At 63.7% G+C, this 18,856-nt stretch carries 20 protein-coding genes, 1 other RNA gene and 2 pseudogenes; 11 read left to right on the top strand and 12 right to left on the bottom strand.

Annotated features, from left to right (window positions below; all coding sequences use genetic code 11):
- Positions 1-85: 85 nt before the first annotated feature.
- From EAV90_RS16325 to EAV90_RS16370, 10 genes and pseudogenes are all read right to left on the bottom strand, one after another.
- Positions 86-292, bottom strand: a complete 207-nt coding sequence (locus EAV90_RS16325; protein ID WP_025038031.1) for a DUF2065 domain-containing protein — start codon at positions 290-292, stop codon at positions 86-88.
- Positions 293-363: 71 nt separating this feature from the next.
- Complete coding sequence (gene hflC / locus EAV90_RS16330; RefSeq protein WP_122402033.1) at positions 364-1,260, bottom strand: protease modulator HflC; 897 nt, start codon at positions 1,258-1,260, stop codon at positions 364-366.
- Positions 1,257-2,393: an FtsH protease activity modulator HflK gene (gene hflK / locus EAV90_RS16335; protein ID WP_129144000.1), complete on the bottom strand. Its 1,137-nt coding sequence runs from the start codon at positions 2,391-2,393 to the stop codon at positions 1,257-1,259. Before hflK ends, hflC begins: the two co-directional genes overlap by 4 nt.
- Positions 2,394-2,546: 153 nt before the next feature.
- Positions 2,547-3,056: a dihydrofolate reductase gene (locus tag EAV90_RS16340; protein WP_129144001.1), complete on the bottom strand. Its 510-nt coding sequence runs from the start codon at positions 3,054-3,056 to the stop codon at positions 2,547-2,549.
- Positions 3,056-3,541 (bottom strand): GNAT family N-acetyltransferase, encoded by a 486-nt coding sequence (locus EAV90_RS16345; protein WP_129144002.1) that lies wholly within the window; start codon positions 3,539-3,541, stop codon positions 3,056-3,058. The genes EAV90_RS16340 and EAV90_RS16345 overlap by 1 nt, the downstream gene beginning before the upstream one ends.
- 5 nt (positions 3,542-3,546) lie before the next feature.
- Positions 3,547-4,341, bottom strand: a complete 795-nt coding sequence (locus EAV90_RS16350) for a thymidylate synthase (protein ID WP_122402029.1) — start codon at positions 4,339-4,341, stop codon at positions 3,547-3,549.
- 186 nt (positions 4,342-4,527) lie between these two features.
- Positions 4,528-5,505: a tripartite tricarboxylate transporter substrate-binding protein gene (locus EAV90_RS16355; protein WP_129144003.1), complete on the bottom strand. Its 978-nt coding sequence runs from the start codon at positions 5,503-5,505 to the stop codon at positions 4,528-4,530.
- A gap of 179 nt (positions 5,506-5,684) precedes the next feature.
- Positions 5,685-7,199 (bottom strand): tripartite tricarboxylate transporter permease, encoded by a 1,515-nt coding sequence (locus EAV90_RS16360; protein ID WP_162500176.1) that lies wholly within the window; start codon positions 7,197-7,199, stop codon positions 5,685-5,687.
- 7 nt (positions 7,200-7,206) lie between these two features.
- Positions 7,207-7,968, bottom strand: coding sequence for a tripartite tricarboxylate transporter TctB family protein (locus EAV90_RS16365; RefSeq protein ID WP_129144004.1), 762 nt, complete (start codon positions 7,966-7,968; stop codon positions 7,207-7,209).
- A 95-nt stretch (positions 7,969-8,063) separates the two neighbouring features.
- Positions 8,064-8,542, bottom strand: a pseudogene (locus tag EAV90_RS16370) (chromate transporter).
- 138 nt (positions 8,543-8,680) lie between these two features.
- Here EAV90_RS16370 and ssrA point away from each other — a divergent pair.
- The 11 genes and pseudogenes from ssrA to EAV90_RS16425 all read left to right on the top strand — a co-directional run bounded on the left by ssrA (position 8,681) and on the right by EAV90_RS16425 (position 17,299).
- Positions 8,681-9,048: a transfer-messenger RNA gene (ssrA, locus tag EAV90_RS16375) on the top strand.
- A gap of 117 nt (positions 9,049-9,165) precedes the next feature.
- Positions 9,166-9,684: an SspB family protein gene (locus EAV90_RS16380; protein ID WP_122402025.1), complete on the top strand. Its 519-nt coding sequence runs from the start codon at positions 9,166-9,168 to the stop codon at positions 9,682-9,684.
- A gap of 89 nt (positions 9,685-9,773) precedes the next feature.
- Positions 9,774-11,201 carry a class II fumarate hydratase gene (gene fumC, locus EAV90_RS16385; protein WP_129144005.1) on the top strand — a complete coding sequence of 476 codons (1,428 nt, stop codon included), beginning with the start codon at positions 9,774-9,776 and terminating at the stop codon, positions 11,199-11,201.
- A gap of 271 nt (positions 11,202-11,472) precedes the next feature.
- The gene (locus tag EAV90_RS16390) at positions 11,473-11,661 is read left to right on the top strand and encodes a DUF4169 family protein (protein ID WP_122402023.1); all 189 of its coding nucleotides are present in this window, start codon (positions 11,473-11,475) and stop codon (positions 11,659-11,661) included.
- The gene (locus EAV90_RS16395) at positions 11,658-11,909 is read left to right on the top strand and encodes a ribbon-helix-helix domain-containing protein (protein ID WP_025038043.1); all 252 of its coding nucleotides are present in this window, start codon (positions 11,658-11,660) and stop codon (positions 11,907-11,909) included. The genes EAV90_RS16390 and EAV90_RS16395 overlap by 4 nt, the downstream gene beginning before the upstream one ends.
- Positions 11,910-12,026: 117 nt before the next feature.
- Complete coding sequence (locus EAV90_RS16400) at positions 12,027-12,302, top strand: FeoA family protein (protein ID WP_122402022.1); 276 nt, start codon at positions 12,027-12,029, stop codon at positions 12,300-12,302.
- A 36-nt stretch (positions 12,303-12,338) separates the two neighbouring features.
- Positions 12,339-14,210, top strand: a complete 1,872-nt coding sequence (feoB, locus tag EAV90_RS16405) for a ferrous iron transporter B (protein ID WP_129144006.1) — start codon at positions 12,339-12,341, stop codon at positions 14,208-14,210.
- A gap of 908 nt (positions 14,211-15,118) precedes the next feature.
- On the top strand, positions 15,119-15,400 hold the full coding sequence (locus EAV90_RS16410) for a hypothetical protein (RefSeq protein WP_122402019.1): 282 nt from the start codon (positions 15,119-15,121) through the stop codon (positions 15,398-15,400).
- Between the two features lie 168 nt (positions 15,401-15,568).
- A pseudogene (locus EAV90_RS16415) lies at positions 15,569-16,064 on the top strand (GNAT family N-acetyltransferase).
- A 280-nt stretch (positions 16,065-16,344) separates the two neighbouring features.
- Positions 16,345-16,578 (top strand): hypothetical protein, encoded by a 234-nt coding sequence (locus EAV90_RS16420; protein WP_122406510.1) that lies wholly within the window; start codon positions 16,345-16,347, stop codon positions 16,576-16,578.
- A gap of 223 nt (positions 16,579-16,801) precedes the next feature.
- Entirely contained in the window at positions 16,802-17,299 is a 498-nt protein-coding gene (locus EAV90_RS16425) for a GNAT family N-acetyltransferase (RefSeq protein WP_129144007.1), read from the top strand.
- Positions 17,300-17,420: 121 nt separating this feature from the next.
- Here the strand turns inward: EAV90_RS16425 and EAV90_RS16430 are convergent, their stop codons facing one another.
- Complete coding sequence (locus EAV90_RS16430) at positions 17,421-17,663, bottom strand: hypothetical protein (protein ID WP_122402016.1); 243 nt, start codon at positions 17,661-17,663, stop codon at positions 17,421-17,423.
- A gap of 40 nt (positions 17,664-17,703) precedes the next feature.
- Entirely contained in the window at positions 17,704-18,828 is a 1,125-nt protein-coding gene (locus tag EAV90_RS16435; protein WP_129144008.1) for a DUF2336 domain-containing protein, read from the bottom strand.
- Between the last annotated feature and the right edge of the window lie 28 nt (positions 18,829-18,856).

An 18,856-nucleotide genomic window follows, 5' to 3' on the forward strand; every position in this document is an offset into this window, starting at 1 on the left:
CAAGCGCGGAGCTTAACGGGCTTCAAGAGCCCGATAATAGGGCGAAAACCAGTCCGGCGCCTTCACTTTGGCGTTGGCTTGATAGCTAAATTGGGCGCCGCATAACCCAGATCAGGACCAGGCCGGCCACGGCCGAGCCGATCCCGACCGCCCGCAGGATGTTGTCCGGCGTGGCGATGGCGCTCTTCATGGCTTTGCGCATCCAGTTGGGACTGGCCGCGAACATCAAGCCTTCCAGCACGAACAGGATGCCTAGGCCGATGAGGAAGTCGGCGAACGCAATGGACCTCATCGGAATGGAACCTCCCGTTATGCTGTTCTTGTCCGGGCAAAGCGCGGCGAGATCCGCCGCCCTTGTCTAGCTTACGGCTTAGCCGGCGTCTCGGTTGCCGTCTTGCCGGACGGGTGACCGAAGTACCGGAAGAAATCCGATTCCGGCCGCAGCAGGAAGCGGGTGTCGCTCGCACGCAGCCCGTTCTCGTAGGCCGTCATCGACCGGTAAAAGGCGAAGAAGTCGGCGTCCTTGCCGTAGGCTTCCGCAAACAGGCGGTTGCGCTCGGCATCGCCCGCGCCGCGGGTCTGCTCGGCCTGCGAATTGGCTTCCGCGATGATGACTGTCGCCTCACGGTCGGCCTTGGACTTGATCTCCTGAGCCTTCTGTCCACCCTGTGCACGGAACTCGGCCGCCTCGCGCTCGCGCTCGGTCTTCATGCGCTGGTAGACCGCCTGGCTGTTCTGCTCCGGCAGGTCGGCGCGGCGGATCCGGACGTCGACCACCTGAATGCCATAGCCGTCGGCCTCGTGGTCGAGCTGGTCGCGGATGCGCAGCATCAGCTTCTCGCGGTCGTCGCGAACCACGTTGATGAAGGTGACCTCGCCGAGCACGCGGCGCAGCGCCGCGTTGAGGAGCGTGGTGAGCTGGATGTTGGCGGCCTGGATCGAGCCGACGCTCTGATAGAAGCGCAGCGCGTCCTTGATGCGATAGCGCGCGAAGGCGTCGACCACGAGCCGCTTCTGGTCGGACGCGATCGCTTCCTGCGACGGGTTCTCGAGGTCGAGGATCCGCTTGTCGATGTTGATCACCGAATTCCACGGTGCCTTGAAATGCAGGCCGGGAGCGGTGACGACGTCGACGGGCCTGCCGAACTGGAGCACGATGGTCTGCTCGGTCTGCTGCACCGTGAACAGTGACATGTAGGCCACGATCAGGACCAGGAGCAGCCCGAGCAGCGTGGCGAAACCTGTAACCGGAGACCTCATCGGCTGCCTCCGCTCGACTGCGGACCGGTCATAGGTGTCCGCTTGGGCGCCAGTTCGGGAAGCGGCAGATAGGGCACGACGCCTTGGCCTGAGGGGCCGCCGTCATAGACGAGCTTGTCGGCGCCGCCGAGCACGCGCTCCATCGTCTCCAGATAAATCCGTTCTCGGGTCACGTCGGGCGCCTTCTTGTATTCGTCGTAAATCTTCAGGAAGCGCGCGCTCTGGCCCTTGGCCTCGGCAACCGCCTGCTCCTTGTAGCCTTCGGCATCCTGCAGGATCTTGGCCGCGCGTCCGCGCGCCTGCGGCACCACTTGGTTGGCGTAGGTCTGCGCTTCGTTCTGCAACTGCTCCTGATTGGCGCGCGCCGCCTGCACGTCGCGGAAGGCATCGATCACTTGGGCGGGCGGATCGACCTTCTGCATCTGCACCTGGGTGATCTGAATGCCCGCTCCGTAGCTGTCCAGAGTTCTCTGGATCAGTTCCTGCACCCCCTGCTCGGTGACGTTGCGTGCTCCGGTCAGGATCGGCTGGATCTGCGAGCGGCCGATCACCTCGCGCATCGCGCTCTCGGCGACCGCTTTCACGGTGCCTTCGGGATTCTGGATGTTGAAGAGGAAGTCGCCGACGCCGTCCGGCTTGATGCGCCAGAGCACCGTGAAGTCGACGTCGACGATGTTTTCGTCGCCTGTCAGCATCAGGCTCTCTTCCGGGACGTCACGTATGGAGCGGCCGCGACGCGCCGGATCTTCGATCAGCGTCATACCGATGGAGATGGTGTTGACGCGCAGCGCCTTGGGCAGCAGCACTGTCTCGATCGGATAAGGCAGATGATAGTTCAGGCCGGGCTGCACGGTGCGGACATGCTTGCCGAAGCGCAGCACGACGCCGAGTTCTTCGGACTGCACGCGGAAGAAGCCCGACAGCAGCCAGAATGCGACGATCAGCAGGATGATCAGCGTGATACCGATGCCGGAGAAATAACCACCCGGCATGATCTGCTGGAGGCGGTCCTGGCCGCGCCGCAGAAGATCCTCCAGATCCGGCGGTCTCGGCCCGACCGGTTGCGGACCTGAGCCCCATGGTCCCTTTGGACCCGAGCCCCATGGGCCACCGCCCTGATTCTTCCACGGCATTCGACGCTCTCCTCGGCAGGGTGGAATTGCCCCCGCCCGCTTTGTCCGGTCCGGCTTTATAGGGGACAGGCAGGTCCCTTACAACGCGGCCTGGGCCGTCCTCCGAGCTATGCTTGGGCACGAAAAAGTCAATGTAAACATTGACGAATGCGGTTAATGGCGGGGGCGCCGACGATATGTCACATAGGAGAAGTCAGCGCTGTCGTCGGGGCCGGCAGGATGGCGGATGCGCTCAATCTCGTCCCAATCAGCCTTGTCGATGTCGAAATGCGTGTCGCCTTCCGGCCGCGCATGCACTTCGGTGATTTCGAGGCGATCGGCGCGATCGAGCCATTGCCGGTAGATCTCGGCGCCGCCGATCACCGCGATCTCAGTGACCGAACGCCGCAGGGCATCGCCGAGCGCAACCGCAGCCGCAGCCGCTCCCGACGTCGTAACAATGGCGCCACTGGCGCGATAGGCCGCATCGCGCGTGATCACGATGTTGGTGCGGTCCGGCAGCGGCCGGCGCAGGGATTCGAAAGTCTTGCGGCCCATGATCACCGGCTTGCCGATCGTGAGCGCCTTGAAGCGGGCCATGTCGGATTTCAATCGCCACGGAATGGCGTTGCCCGCGCCGATGACGCCGTTCTCCGCGATGGCGACGACAAAGACGATCTCCATCAGGGCGCGCTCCCGGCAAGCCGCGTCAGCGCAGGCCCGGTGACGCGGCACAGCGTCCAGTCGTCCATCATGACCGCACCGAGCGATTTGTAGAACGCGATCGACGGTGCGTTCCAGTCCAGCACCGCCCATTGCAGGCGCGACCAGCCGTTCTCGACGCACTCCCTCGCGAGATAGACCAGCAGCGCCTTGCCGAGCCCCCTGCCCCGATGCGACGGCCGCACGTAAAGATCTTCGAGATAGATGCCGTGGCGGCCGCTGAAGGTGGAGAAATTTGCAAACCACACCGCGAAGCCGACCGGCTCGCCGTTCCACTCGGCGATCGCGCAATAGAGCTGCGGCCTCTCGCCGAACAGCGCCTCCGCGATGTCAGCCTCGGTCGCCTCGACCTCGTGCGAAAGCTTTTCGTACTCGGCGAGCTCGCGGATGAAAGCAAGAACGAGCCCGGCTTCGCCGGCGCGCGCGCGGCGGATGTTGACCGACATCTGCGCTAGACCGCGACGTCCGCCTTGATATGCGGATGCGGGTCGTAGCCGACGAGCTCGAAATCCTCGTAGCGGAACGAGAAGATGTCCTTCACATCGGGGTTGATCCGCATCACCGGCAGCGCGCGCGGCGCACGGGTGAGCTGAAGCCGCGCCTGCTCCAGATGGTTGGAGTAGAGGTGGGTGTCGCCGAGCGAGTGCACGAAGTCGCCCGGCTTCAGGCCGGTGACCTGCGCGACCATCATGGTGAGCAGCGCGTAGGAGGCGATATTGAAGGGCACGCCGAGGAAGACGTCGGCCGAGCGCTGATAGAGCTGGCACGACAGCTTGCCGTTCGCGACATAGAACTGGAACAGCAGGTGGCAAGGCGGCAGCGCCATCTTCTCGACGTCGGCCGGATTCCAGGCGGTGACGATCAGCCGGCGGGAATCTGGAGTGCGCTTGATCATATCGATGACATTGGCGATCTGGTCGATGCTGCGCCCGTCGGCCGTGGGCCAGGAGCGCCATTGATGACCGTACACCGGGCCGAGATCACCATTGGCATCCGCCCATTCGTCCCAGATGGTGACGCCGTTGTCGCGCAGATACTTGATGTTGGTGTCGCCCTTCAGGAACCAGAGCAGCTCGTGCACGATCGCCTTCAGCGGCAGCCGCTTGGTGGTCAGCATCGGGAAGCCGGCGGACAGATTGAAGCGCATCTGGTGGCCGAACACCGAGAGCGTGCCGGTGCCCGTTCGGTCGGTCTTCTCGGCGCCGTCTGAAAGAATCCGCTCGAGCAGGTCCTGATACTGGTGCATGTGCCAAAAACCTCAAGAAGACGGCAGCCTTTGGGGAGGCGGCGAACTTAACGGCCACCCCGGTGCTGCGACAGCGGCGATTCGCTACTCCCATCGATTATACCCGGAAAAATGAGTGTTCCCGGCACAAACGACAAGGACGGAACTGACGTCCCGCCCTTCTGCCTATCAGCTTGATTGCGTTGCCTAAGTCGCCGGCTTGAGCACCGGGGTCCACTTCGCGATCTCGTTCTTGACCAGGGTGGCCAGCGCTTCCGGCGTCCGTTCGGCGGGACCCGGGATGACGCTGCCGAGTTCGAGCAGGCGCTTGCGCACGGTCTCGTCATCGAGCGCCTTGGCGGCCGCTGCGTTCAGACTCGCCACGATCGCAGGCGAGGTTCCCTTCGGGGCGAACATCGCATTCCAAGCCTGGGCCTGGAACTTCGGCAAGCCCGCTTCCACCGTCGTCGGCACGTTCGGCAGCGACGGATTGCGCTCCGGTGTTGCGATCGCATAGGCCTTGATGGTGCCGGCATTGATCTGCGGCACCGCGTTGACGATCTGGTCGCACATGTAGTCGACCTGGCCCGCCACCAGCGCATTCATCGCAGGGCCCGTACCGTTGAAGGGCACGCCGACCGGCTTGATGTCGAGGATCGAGTGCAGAAGCTCGCATGAGACGTGCGAGACCGATCCGACACCGGCATGCGCGGCATTCAACTTCTCTGTGTTCGCCTTCACATAGGTAACGAACTCGTTCAGATCCTTCGGCGGAAAGTCCCTGCGTGCGAGGATCAGGATCGGTGTGCCCGCGAGCAGCGCGATCGGCTCGAAATCCTTCTCGGGATGATAGGCGAGCTTCGGATAGAGCGGCACCGATGCCGCATGGGTGCCCATGTGGCCGGTGATCAGCGTATAGCCATCATTGGCCGCGCGCGCAGCGCGCGTCGTCGCGGTGGTGCCGCCGGCACCGACGACGTTCTCGATGATGATGCTTTGTCCCAGCGTCTGCGCCATGTGCGCGGTGATGATGCGCGCGACGACATCGGTCGGGCCACCGGCCGCAAACGGCACGATCGTGGTGATGCTGCGCGTCGGATAGGTCTGCGCCTCAGCCGGTGCAACAAGGCCCAACGAGGCGAGCGCTACGGCACATGCGCCCGTGAGCGCGCGAATGAAGGTCATGGTATCGGTCCCTTGAACACAAACAAAGATGCCGGCCCAAAGGCCGGCATTTTCATTTCACGAAGCCGTCACACAAGTCGATTCGACTTCCGAATGCGGCGCGTCGACGCAGGCGAGCACGGCTTTCATATGAGCATGATGTTTCCGGAAAACCGCTTCGCGCTTTTCCGGATCATGTTTCAGTTCTCGGATTCGGTGAACACCTCGTCGCGCTTCGATCGCAACGCAGGCAGCACCGTAAGGACGAGAAGGCCCGCCGCGACCGCCAGCAGCACCGCCGACAACGGACGCATCACGAACACGCTCCAGTCGCCGCGCGAGATCAGCAGCGCACGGCGGAGGTTCTCCTCCATCAGCGGTCCCAGCACCATGCCGAGCAGCAGCGGGGCAGGCTCGAAATCGTGCTTGATCAGCCAGTAGCCGACGAGACCGAACACACCGGCAAGGATGACGTCGACCGGCGCGTTGTTCACCGAATAGATGCCGATCGCGCAGAAGATCACGATCGAGGGGAACATCAGCCGGTACGGCACGCGCAGGAGGCGGACCCAGATTCCCACCAGCGGCAGGTTGATGATGATCAGCATCAGATTGCCGATCCACATCGAGGCGATCATGCCCCAGACGAGGTCGGGTTGCTTCTGCATCACCTGCGGGCCCGGCACGATGCCGTGGATGGTCATCGCGCCCACCATCAGCGCCATCACCGCGTTCGGCGGGATGCCGAGCGTGAGCAGCGGGATGAAGGAGGTCTGCGCGGCGGCGTTGTTGGCGCTCTCCGGCCCCGCGACGCCCTCGATCGCGCCGCGGCCGAACCGCGACGGGTTCCTGGCGAGCTTCTTCTCGAGCGTATAGGACCCGAATGATGCAATCGTCGCACCGCCGCCGGGCAGGATGCCGAGGATCGAGCCGAGCACGGTCCCGCGCAGGATCGCGGGAGTCGAATCGACCAGATCCTTTCTGGTCGGCATCAGACCGGTGATCTTCTGCTGCACGAGATCGCGGCTCATCTCGGCGCCGGCGTCGAGATTGCGGATGATCTCGGCAAAGCCGAATACGCCCATCGCGACCGTCGCAAAGCCGAGGCCGTCGGCGAGTTCCGGAATGTTGAAGGCCATGCGGGAGGCGCCGGTCTCGATATCCGAGCCGACCATCGACAGCAAAAGGCCGAACACGATCATCGCGATCGCCTTGAGCACCGAGCCCTTGGCCAACACGACCGCAAAGATCAGGCCGAGCACCATCAGCGAGAAATACTCCGCCGGACCGAACGCCAGCGCGAGCTTGGTCAAGGGCGCGCCGAGCACGGCGATGAGCACGGTCGCGACGCAGCCGGCGAAGAACGAGCCGATCGCGGCGATCGCCAGCGCCGGGCCGGCGCGGCCCTGCCTGGCCATCTGGTGGCCGTCGATGGCAGTGACAACCGACGTCGCCTCACCGGGTATGTTGACCAGGATCGACGTGGTCGAGCCACCATATTGCGCGCCGTAATAGATGCCGGCGAGCATGATCAGTGCGCCGACCGGCGGCAGGCCGAAGGTGATCGGCAGCAGCATCGCGACGGTGGCGATGGTGCCGATGCCCGGGAGCACGCCGACCAGCGTGCCGACCAGCGCACCGATCAGGCACATCAACAGGTTGATCGGAGAGAAGGCGACGACAAAACCGTGAGCGAGATTGGCAAAAAGCTCCATCACAGCCTCACTGAGCCAGGAAACGCGGGAACATCGGCATCGGCAGCCCGAGCACGTATGGAAACAGGATTGCGCAACCCAGCGTCAGGCAGGCGCCGACGATGGCCGCTTCAAGCCAGCGCGTCTCCTGCGAGCCCGCCGCCGCGATCATGAAGCTGATAAAGCCCGTGACCACGAGGCCGAGCGGCCGGATTGCCAGCGCGAAGAACAGGATCCCGGCCATCACGAACAGCGGCCCGCGCCAGGAATAATGGGCCATTGGCGGCCCATCGGTCAGAAGACCGGTCAAGGCGATTCCGGCCGATAACGCGACCAGGAGTCCGCCGAACATGCGTGGCGCCGTACCCGCCCCGAAAGAGAAGCCCCGCATGCCCTGCAGGTCGCTCCCTGCCCACAGCGCGAACAGCGCAACCGCCATGAGGACGACGCCTCCGACATAATCCTGAGCCGACCGGATCGTCATGAAAAACGTGAGGATCGCCACCACGAACAGCGGGTAGGAATAGATCAGCGCGAGCAGCACCTCGGACGATACCTTCTTGGTGTCACCGCTGGCCGCTCCAATCAAGGCTCCAGGCGCGCCGGCAAGCAACGCCGTGGCGTGGCTGATCACCACAGCGGTCGGGCCGCGGCCGGTGCCCCAGCCGAAGATCGTCCCGATCGACCAGATCAATTCGAATATCTGCGGCGCAATCGCCAGCAGACAAAAGCCGAGCGCCACCTTGGTATTTCGGGTGGCCGTCGCTGAGTGGCCCATCGTGTCGGCCATGCTTGTCTCCTCCGCGACCCTTAAGTCACGAGCACTGTTGTTCTAAATCGGCTGGAACTGGATACCCCGCCCGGATCACTGCCTAGCGATTTTCATCACACAATGCCAGCAAAACCCAACACGCCTCCAGCAGGGGCCAGAGTGGATTGATGCGCGAAATGGACGCAACCACCGCAACAATCGCGGTCAGAAGCAATGCAGCAATTGAGCGATCGGTCGACTGGGCCAGGATCAAGGCGCTCGCTGCCATCAGAGCCATCGAGAGCGGAACCAGTGCAGCCTGGATCAGGCCGGGCCAGCGCGATTGGCTGGGGCGGTTCAGGAGCCGACTGACATAACAGGCAAGCAGCGCCGTCGGCAGGCACATCGCCAGCGTTGCGGCCAGCGCGGCGGGGATGCCCGCGACGGCATAGCCGATTAACGTCACGATAAGCACGTTTGGACCTGGCGAGAGCTGCGCGATCGCATAGGCGTCAGTGAACTGCTTGTCGGTCATCCAGTGATTCACCTCGACCGCGATGCGGTGCATCTCGGGCACCGCCGCCGCGGCTCCGCCGACGGCGAACAGCGACATCGTGGCGAAGGCCAGGAACAGGGCGACCAGGCCGAGCGGTGCGGCGGCGAGATCCGGCTCTTCGACGGCCGGTGCTGAATCCGAGGACAGGACGGTCCGGAACCTATCCAAAGGGAACCACAGGATCGCCCTTCCAAGCCTCTGTTTTTTGTGACCTTTACCCCCTATATTGGGGGTGCCGGTTCGCCGGCTATGGAAATAAACGGTCGTCGTAATAAACCATTCGGACCCGGGGGCGGTACCCGGCGCCTCCACCAAAGCCCAGTATCGGGCGTGTTCTGAAGCTGAGCTTTGGCGGGGGCGAAATAGGATCGACGAGGGCGTAAAGGGCGTACTTTTTCCCGGTATTGTTCCGCCGTTATCGGGCTACTGCAATAGTTGCCAACGACAACTTTGCTCCGGTTGCTCAGGCTGCGTAACGCAGTTTGAAAGACCACTCTAAAGTCCTAGTGGGTTAAGCTCCGCTAGGCGGGGTTCGGAGGCACCTGGCAACAGAAGCCTCCACTTTACTCTTTTGATTTCTTCCCCGGCGGGGACTCCTGCTCATCCGTCAGGCGCGGTACTATTGCGGCTTGGCGAGTCGGGCCGGCAGGGTCCGGCTTCGGGGATGCAACAGGACCACCATGGCGACCGATCATATCCGATACGATGTGCTGGCCCGCGACGCGCTGCGCGGCGTGCTGCGGAAGGTGCTGACCGATGCCGCGGCCCATGGCCTGCCGGGCGAGCACCATTTCTTCATCACCTTCGTATCGAAGGCCGAAGGCGTGAAGTTGTCGCCGCGGCTGCTCGCGCAATATCCGGACGAGATGACGATCATCCTCCAGCACCAGTTCTGGGACCTGACCGTGCTCGAGGACCGTTTCGAGGTCGGCTTGTCCTTCGGCGGCATTCCGGAGCGGCTGGTGGTGCCGTTCAGTGCCATCAAGAGCTTCCTCGATCCATCCGTGAAGTTCGGCCTCCAGTTCGACACCTCGGACGTCGCCGAGGTCGCACCCGAGAATTTGCCGGCAGCGCCCGCGCCATCGGCCGTGTCGGTCCCGGCACCTGCCACGGAAAAAGCAGAAGCTGCCGATGAACCGCCCCCGCCGAGCCAGGGCGGCGCCGAAGTCGTGCGGCTCGATCGTTTCCGCAAGAAATGATCTAGGTTGGGCCCGCGCCCGTCGCACACGGTCAAACTGCCTATATAGAGAAGCACACGAAAAGGCCGTGCGGCATTTCGCGCGGCAGAATGGATGTGCTCATGGCCAAAACGACCCGCGCTTCACGCCCCGCAACCCGCACCGAGACCGACAGCTTCGGTCCCATCGAGGTGCCCGCCGATCGTTATTGGGGGGCGCAGACCGAGCGTTCGCGCCAGAACTTTCGCATCGGCACCGATCGTATGCCGATCTCGCTGGTGCATGCGCTCGGCATCGTCAAACTGGCCGCCGCGCAGTCCAATCTCGAGCTCGGCCTGCTCGACCAGCGCCGCGCCAATGCCATCATCCGCGCCGCGCGCGAGGTGATCGAGGGCAAGCTCGACGATCATTTCCCGCTTGTGGTGTGGCAGACCGGCTCGGGCACGCAGAGCAACATGAATCTCAACGAGGTGATCGCCAACCGCGCCAATGAGCTGCTCGGCGGCGACCTCGGCGCCAAGAAGCCGGTGCACCCCAACGACCACGTCAACATGAGCCAGTCGTCGAACGACTCCTTCCCGACCGCGATGCACATCGCGGCCGCAAGCCGCATCAATGCCGATCTCGTCCCCGCCCTCGGCGAGCTGCTGCGCGCGCTGCGCAAGAAGGAGAAGGAGTTTTCGAAGATCGTGAAGATCGGCCGCACCCATACGCAGGATGCGACGCCCCTGACGCTCGGCCAGGAATTTTCCGGCTATGCCGCGCAAGTCGAAAGCGGCATCGCCCGGCTCAAGGTCGCGGTGAAGGACCTCTATCCGCTGGCGCAGGGCGGCACTGCCGTCGGCACCGGCCTCAACTCGAAGCCGCGCTTTGCAAAACTGTTCGCAAAGCACGTTGCCGGGATCACGAAGCTCCCCTTCACAAGCGCCGCCAACAAATTCGAGGCACTGGCCTCGAACGACGCCTATGTGCTGGCGCACGGCGCCATCAATTCGGTCGCGACCGGCCTGTTCAAGATCGCCAACGACATCCGCCTGCTCGGCTCTGGCCCGCGTTCGGGCCTCGGCGAATTGATCCTGCCGGAGAACGAGCCGGGCTCCTCGATCATGCCGGGCAAGGTCAATCCGACGCAGTGCGAGGCGATGACCATGGTGTGCTGCCAGGTATTCGGCAATCACACCGCCATTACCGTCGCCGGCAGCCAGGGCCATTTCGAGCTCAACGTCTACAAGCCCGTGCTGGCCTACAACATGCTGCACTCGATCCGCCTGCTGGCCGATGCCGCGCGCTCCTTCACCGAGCATTGCGTCAGCGGCATCCGCGCCGACGAAAAGCGCATCAAAGACCTGATGGAGCGCTCGCTGATGCTGGTGACGGCGCTGGCCCCGAAGATCGGCTACGACAACGCCGCCAAGGTGGCCAAGACCGCGCATGCCAACGGTACCACGCTGAAGGAGGAGGCGCTGCGGCTCGGCTTCGTCTCGGCGGAGGAGTTCGACCGCCTGGTGCGCCCGGAGAAGATGACCAGCCCGGGATAGATTCCGATAGTCCTCCGTAATGATACGGACGCTCGGCGCTCAAAAATATGCGGTTTTGCGGGCGGGATTTGATTACCGTCAATGTCGCGGCGGGGCGGCGTGCTACGCAGCCCTTCCGCCCCTCGACCGGGCGAAATTTATCGTTTGGTGGCCCGAGGGGCCGATTGACGAGGACGAGCGAATGGCGATCAACTCTTGTGGGGCGCAACGCGGCACCCTGTTTCTGAATGTTTCATCCTGCCTGAAGAGGAGCGGATGATGGAGACGCGGCATGGGGAACGTCATCAACCTGAATCGTTTCAGGAAGCGCGCCGAGCGGGAAGCCTCGGCGAAACAGGCGGACGCCAACCGGGCGAAATTCGGGCGCACGAAGGCGGAACGGTCGGCGGAGGAGAAGCGGGGGGACCAGGCCAAGCAGCATCTGGACCAGCACCGGATCGATCGCGAGGAGCAGCCATGAAGTCGCCGGTCGTGAAACGGTCGATCGTCGTCGCCGGTCACAAGACCAGCGTCAGCCTGGAAGAGGCGTTCTGGAACGGCATGAAGGAAATCTCCGGCCTGCGCAACATGACGTTGTCCGAGCTGGTCGGCGAGATCGACAACAACCGCCAGCAGGGCAATCTGTCGTCGGCGATCCGTCTCTTCGTCCTGGATTACTTCAAGAGCCGGGCCATGGCCGCCCAGCCGGACAAGGTCCCGGCGCAATAGCCCGTCAGGGGGCGCCCTCGACGGCGCCCCGGCCTCTGCAGTTTAAAATCACTCTAAGATGCAGCTTCGGCGGGCGCGCGCGCTTGACCTCAATGCCCTGCGTTGAAAATACAGGGCATGACCGACACCACCGACACGCGTTCGCATATGCCGCTGGGCCTGGCCCAGCGTGGCTATACCGGCGTCATCCAGCACCTTGCCGCCAAGCAGGCGGGCTCGGCGCTCTCGGATGTCGAGCTCGAGAGCCGCCTGATCGAACTCGGCTTCGTCGAGGGCGCCCGGGTCGAGATCTTGCATGAGGGGCTGGTCGGGGGCGACCCGATCGCCGTGCGAGTCGACAGCATCACCATCGCGGTCCGCCGTCGCGAAGCCATGGCCATCATCGTCGCTTAGATAGCGACGGGACGCCTCATCCCGGGCCCTTGATACATGGAATTACCCCTGCTGCATCTCGCCCTGGTGGGCACGCCAAACAGCGGCAAGACCTCGCTGTTCAACGCCCTGACCGGCAGCCGGCAGAAGGTCGCGAATTATCCCGGCGTCACCGTCGAGCGCAAGGAAGGCTTCTTCGTCACCCCCTTGGGACGCCAGGTCTCGGTGGTCGACCTGCCCGGCACCTACTCGCTGCGCGGCCGCAGCCCGGACGAGGAGATCACCCGCGACTTCGTGCTCGGCAAGGCCACCGGCGAGACGGTGCCCGATCTCGTGCTGTGCGTCGCCGATTCCACCAATCTGCGCCTGACCATCCGCCTGCTGCTCGAGCTCAAGCGCACCGGACGGCCGATGATCCTCGTGCTCAACATGTTCGACATCGCGAGCCGCCGCGGCATCACTGTCGACGTCGAGCGGCTCGCCAAGGAGCTCGGCGTGCCCGTGGTCACCTCGATCGCGGTGCGCAGGGGCGGCACGGCCGACCTGCTCGCGCTGACCGACGAGATCTCGGCCAAGCTTGCCGCCGAGCCACAGGAGAACAGCTGGCGCGCGCTCAGCGTCAGCGAATTGCGCGCCACCCAGCGCGAGGCCGACCGCATCATCGCCGACTGCGTCAGCCTGCCTGCTAGCCCCGACACCTGGACCGCGCGGATCGACGCCGTGGTGCTGCATCCGGTCGCCGGCCTCATCGTGCTCGCGCTGATCCTGTTCGTGATGTTCCAGGCGGTGTTCGCCTGGGCGAAGCCGCTGATGGAGCTGCTGCAGTCCGGCTTCGATGTACTCGGCGAGTTCGTCCACGCCACCCTCCCCGACGGTCTGTTGCAGAGCTTCCTTCAGAACGGCGTGATAGCGGGCGTCGGCAGCGTCATCGTGTTCCTGCCGCAGATCATCATTATCTTCCTGTTCATCCTGCTCCTGGAAGATTTCGGCTACATGGCGCGCGCCGCGTTCCTGATGGACCGCATCATGGGCGGCGCCGGCCTGCACGGCCGCGCCTTCATTCCGCTCTTGTCGAGCTTTGCCTGCGCCATTCCCGGCATCATGGCGACGCGCGTGATCGACAACAAGCGCGACCGGCTGACCACGATCCTGATCGCGCCGCTGATGACCTGCTCGGCGCGCATTCCGGTCTACACGCTGATCATCTCCGCCTTCATTCCGGCCAGGGACGTCTGGGGCTTCATCAATCTCCAGGGCCTCGTGATGTTCGGCCTTTATGCGGCCGGCATCACCAGCGCGCTCGTCGTCTCGTTCCTGATCAAGTTTTTCATGCTGCGCGACTTTGCGCCGGCACCGTTCATGCTGGAGCTGCCGGACTACAAAATGCCGCGGCTGAAATCGATCGCGATCGGCATCTACACCCGCGCCAAGATGTTCCTGGTGCGCGCCGGCACCACGATCTTCTCGATGATGGTGCTGATCTGGTTCCTGGCCTCGTTCCCGCAGCCGCCGGCAGGCAGCACCGAGCCCGCCATCGATTTCAGCCTGGCGGCGATGATCGGCATGGCGCTTGCGCCGCTGCTCGCGCCGGTCGGCTTCAACTGGCAGATCGCGGTTGCGCTGATCCCCGGCATGGCGGCCCGCGAGGTCGCGGTCGCAGCCCTCGGCACCGTCTATGCGATCGAAGGCGGCAAGGAGGCGGCCGAGCAGATCGGCCAGGTGCTGGCGACCAAATGGTCGCTCGCAACCGCCCTGTCGATGCTGGCCTGGTACATCTTCGCCCCGCAATGCGCCTCCACGCTCGCCGTGATCCGGCGCGAAACCGGAAGCTGGGGATGGATGGGCGTGACCTTCACCTACATGCTGGTGCTGGCCTATGCCGCGAGCCTCGTGACGTACAACGTCGCCGTCGCGCTTGCGGCGGGCTAGCCCCTCCCAAAACAAAAACGGCGAAAACAACCCCATGCACAGTAGACGGGGATTGTGAAATCAAGGGCTTACGCCTGTGCAAGGAACCATCCGGCCGTCGCCCGGATGGCGCGCCGCAAAACCCGGCATTTCCTCGCATAACGCATCGCTGGACCCCCTCCGCGCTCACATGCCTTGATCCCGACGTACCTGTTGCTCCGTCGGGCGAAACACGGGCACCATGGCATGGTCGAACAATGACCCACGCGGTGCTGGAGATTTCTTCGCGCGCTTGATTTGAATCAAGCCGGCTCTCGCAGCAAATCCAAGGATGACGCAAGGTCGTCGCAAGCTGGGCCCATTGTGGGGGGCACGGAGCGACCGAGATGCCGTTGCTGGCGTACTTCTGGAAGATCGGCGCAGCATTGCTCGCGCTCCTCTTCGGGGCGGAATTTTGTGTGCCCAAGGCGCCGTCACCGAGAGGACGGCCGTGGAGCGGCCGGCCATACGCATTCACTCGGACCGAAAATGGCCCGAGCGCGTGATCCTCGACACGACCTTGCCGGCGGTCGCTGCGGAGACATCCGCGCCTTCGATCACTGAGCCTGCACCCCGCGCCCCTGCGGAGCTGCCGGTCGTTCGAGCGGAGACAACCGCGGTTGCCAATGCACTTGCGATGGTGCGCGCGGACTCGCCGCCGCGCGAAGCCATCCAGCACAAGCGGCCGACTTGTCGCTGCGGTGCGGGCGCGACCGCCACGCTTGATGCAGATCAAATCGAACGGCTCGTCGAATTTGGGGTGAGGACGGCAATCGACGTCGCGGGGCGATACTCGCGATCCCGTCGGAACTGCGACCTTTGATTTTAGTCAATGGCGGAGGTCATCGGCCTGTCAGGCTAGCTCGTCGTCCTGCAAAGGGAGAGAGTACATGGCTGGACATGCCAAGCTGATCGGATTGTTCGTCACCGCCGCGCTGTTCACGGCAGCGCCCCTGTCGCTCCGCTACTCGCCGGCGGATGCACTCGCCGTATCCGTCGATACCGCCGAAGCCCGCGTCGGGCGTCCCCTGACGCCGATGAGCGTTGCAGGCGTCAACCGCAGGGTCCATCGGCGGGCGTATTACGGCGCGGCAGCGGCGGGAGCTGCGGCCTATGGGGCCTATGGCTATCGCCGGGCTTGCGGATATTACCCCTATCCGCCCTGCTATTGAGACGCGCGCGAGCGCATCAACAATCGATCCAATCAACCGGAGGCAACTTGAGCCGCCTCCGGTCTCGATACTTGGGCCGGTTGACCCGTCGGGAAAAATACTGGCAGGATGGCATCGTCGGCCTTCAAGCAGTCGGGATCGCAGCCAACCCAATCGCCATCAGAATTCATGGATCGCTTCAGCACGGAATGGCTGATCGCCGAGCGACTCCACGCAGATCATCTCCCGGACCTCGTCGTACTGCATCTCGATGCCGAGGTGTCGCGTTATCTCGGCGGAGTGCGCTCGGCGGTGGCGGCGAAGACCTCTCGACGTCAACATGGCCCATTGGGACCAGCACGGCTTTGGCCTGTGGGCGCTCCGAACGAAAGACGGCGCGTTCGCCGGGCGATCGGGCATCAGGGACATCCTCGTGGATGACGTGGACGAGATCGAGATCGCCCATACGTTCAAGCGCGAATTCTGGGTGGCCGGACTTGCAAGCGAGATCGCGTCCGCGCTGACCGACATCGGGCTGGCGCAACTCGAGCTGCCATCCCTCATCGGCCTCGTCTTCGTCGGCCATGTCGCATCCCGCCGCGTGTTGGAGAAGGCGAACTATGTTCTCGAGAAGAGCACGATTCATCACAGCGAGGACGTCGTGATCTATCGCATCAAACGGTGAGAACGCAGCAACCTTAGCATCGTAGGATGGCGACACAGTCGAAGGCCGAACCGCTCTCACACATTCTGCCCCATATGCGACAGCCCGTTCAATGTCTCGTGTCATTGGGGACCAATTGGAACAGCGGGACTCGCCTAGCGCAGTTCCATCGGGCTGCTTCGATGAAGTTCTTGAACGCAACCCACCTGAACAGCCATTCAAGAAAGTTTCCTGCCCGTTCCTGCAACAGACGATGGTGGCGATCGTTGACTCGCGACGGACGCAAACCAAGGAGGAACAGATGAAGAAGCTGACTTACGCTCTCGCAGCGCTAGCGACGCTTGCAATCGGTACCCCCACCATCGCCAACGCGGGCGGCTTCGGCGTCTATGTCGGCGGCGACAGGGACTATTATGACGGCCCCCGCGCGCGCGTATACGAGCATGACCGCGGCTGGCATCGTGGCTGGTACTATCACGACCGCGACTACGACCGCGGCGTCGTGATCCGTCGTTATCATCATTGGGACGATTAGTGCGAGCCACACGATCGAACAAGGGGCCCCGCTTCGGCGGGGCCTTTTTGTGTTTTCCTCTTTGTGTTTTGCGTCGGACGCAACGGCTTGGTTGGTCGGCCCGCTACCCCATCTACGGACTACGCCCGTTGACCCGTCGGGCAAAACAGGGGCATGATGCCATGATCAGCCCGCAGCGATAGCGGCATGAACGACCCGCCAACGGAAGCGGCGATCTGTCTCCATGAACCATTTCAGGACCGACCGACTCACCGCCGAGAGGCTGAACGAAAGTCACCTTGCCGATCTCGTCGCGCTCCATCTGGATCCCGAGGTGTCACGCTATCTCGGCGGGGTGCGTTCGGCGGAGACAACGAAGGCCTATCTCGCCACCAACATGGCCCATTGGGACCAGCACGGCTTCGGGCTCTGGACACTGCAAACGAAAGATGGAGCCTTCGCCGGACGAGCGGGCCTCCGGCACATCCTCGTGGACGACATCGACGAGATCGAGATTCTCTACGCGTTAAAGCGCGAGTTCTGGGGCCGGGGATTTGCCAGCGAAACGGCGACCGCGCTGACGGACATCGGGCTGTCCCACCTGAAGCTGCCGTCCCTCATCGGCATCGTCAATGTCGCCAACGCTGCATCCCGCCGCGTGCTGGAAAGATCAAACTATCTCCTCGAGCGGAGCACGAACCGCAAAGGCGAGGACGTCGTGATCTATCGAAAGCGGCGATGAGCGAGACAACCGTCGGTCATTGCGAGCGCGGCGAAGCAATCCAGACTGTCCCAGGCAAGGATTCTGGATTGCTTCGTTTCACTCGCAATGACGGTCTTGGTGCGGTCGCGAGGGACGCGCCCTACCTGAAATACCCCAGCACCAGATCGACGTCCGAGCTGCGCGCTGCCGTGCCGTTCAGCTCGGCGTCGATGACGCGCCGGCAGGCGTCCACCGCGGCGTGGTCGCCGAGGTCGTTGGCGGCTTCCAGCACGAGCCAGGCGGCATCCACCGAGGCCTTGTCCGGAGCTGCGCCGCCGAGATCGGCGGTGACGGCATTGCCGAGATTCTTCTTGCGAACGGCGGTGCCGAATTGAGGCAACATTGCAGATACTCCCCTCTCGATTCCCGCTGAATGAACCCGCTCAGTGTATTTGCAGCTCGGGCTGACGGCCCGTCGCGGTTTCGGCACCCGCGCCGGTCTTGCGCGACTGGTAGAACTTCAGGATGCTGCGCGAGGTCTCGATCTTGAGCCGGCCGAACTCGCGCTCGTTGTCCTGGAGGTCGCGCGCCGTGATCAGGTGATCCTTGGCGCCCAGGAACAGGAGCGACATCGTCGTGTCCCAGGAGAAGTCGAGCGCCTTGCACAAGACCAGGATCATCTCGCGGTTGCGGTCCATCAGCGCGCGCTCGATCACGTCCACAGGCAGTGACGAGAGCAGCGACAGGCCGATCTGCACCTCGTCGAAACGGTGCTGACGCGCATAGTTCGAGATGGAGTCCTGATTGAGGTTGCCCTGCCGGTACTGGGTCGTGACCACGCGCTTGGCGACGAAATAGCTGCGCGAGGACGGGCCGAACTTGGACTGGAGATCGCCGGTGACCCCGGTCACCGAGCTCTGGATCTGCGCCATCATCTCGGGCCGCTCGGTCTCGAGGCGGCGGCGGACGTCTTCCGACGCCTTCGCGATCAGCTGCTGGAAGATGTGGCGCGGCACGTCCTTGCGCAGGCCGAGCTGTTCGGCAAGGATCGAATCGCCCTCGGCGCGGCGGACCATGTGCAGCAGGCCAGATCCGGAGAAACGCGCCCCCTCGTTCTTGGCAACCGACGTCACGACCTCCTGGTTGCCGCGCTTGACCAGCACGTCGGTCACGGCCTCGCCGAGCGACTGGCGCTGGGAAATCGCGAGCAGATGCGCCTGGCCCTTGGTCATGGCGCTCTCGACCAGCATCTTCTCGTCGATACGCGTGGAGTCGCGCAGCACGGGGCCTGCGACCTCGATCTCGTCGTCGAGGGCGAGCTTTTCGATGACGTTGAGCGGGGCGTGATCGCACGCCGACATGACTTCGGAGAGCTGCGCGCGCGCAGCAACCTCGATCTCGTCGGCGAGCCGGCCGATGACCTCGCCGAACATGCTGATCTCATCGTCGCTGTAGCGGCCGGTGATCAGAATATCGGTCGCATGCCACAACGCCTTCGCCCTGCTTTCGTCGGTGCCGCGCGCGATCGCGTCGTCCAGATCCTGTAGAAGCGATTTCGCCCCGTTCATCTCGATCACCCCAGTTCTTGGTAGCCCT

It is taken from the genome of Bradyrhizobium vignae, assembly GCF_004114425.1.
GTDB lineage: Bacteria > Pseudomonadota > Alphaproteobacteria > Rhizobiales > Xanthobacteraceae > Bradyrhizobium > Bradyrhizobium vignae.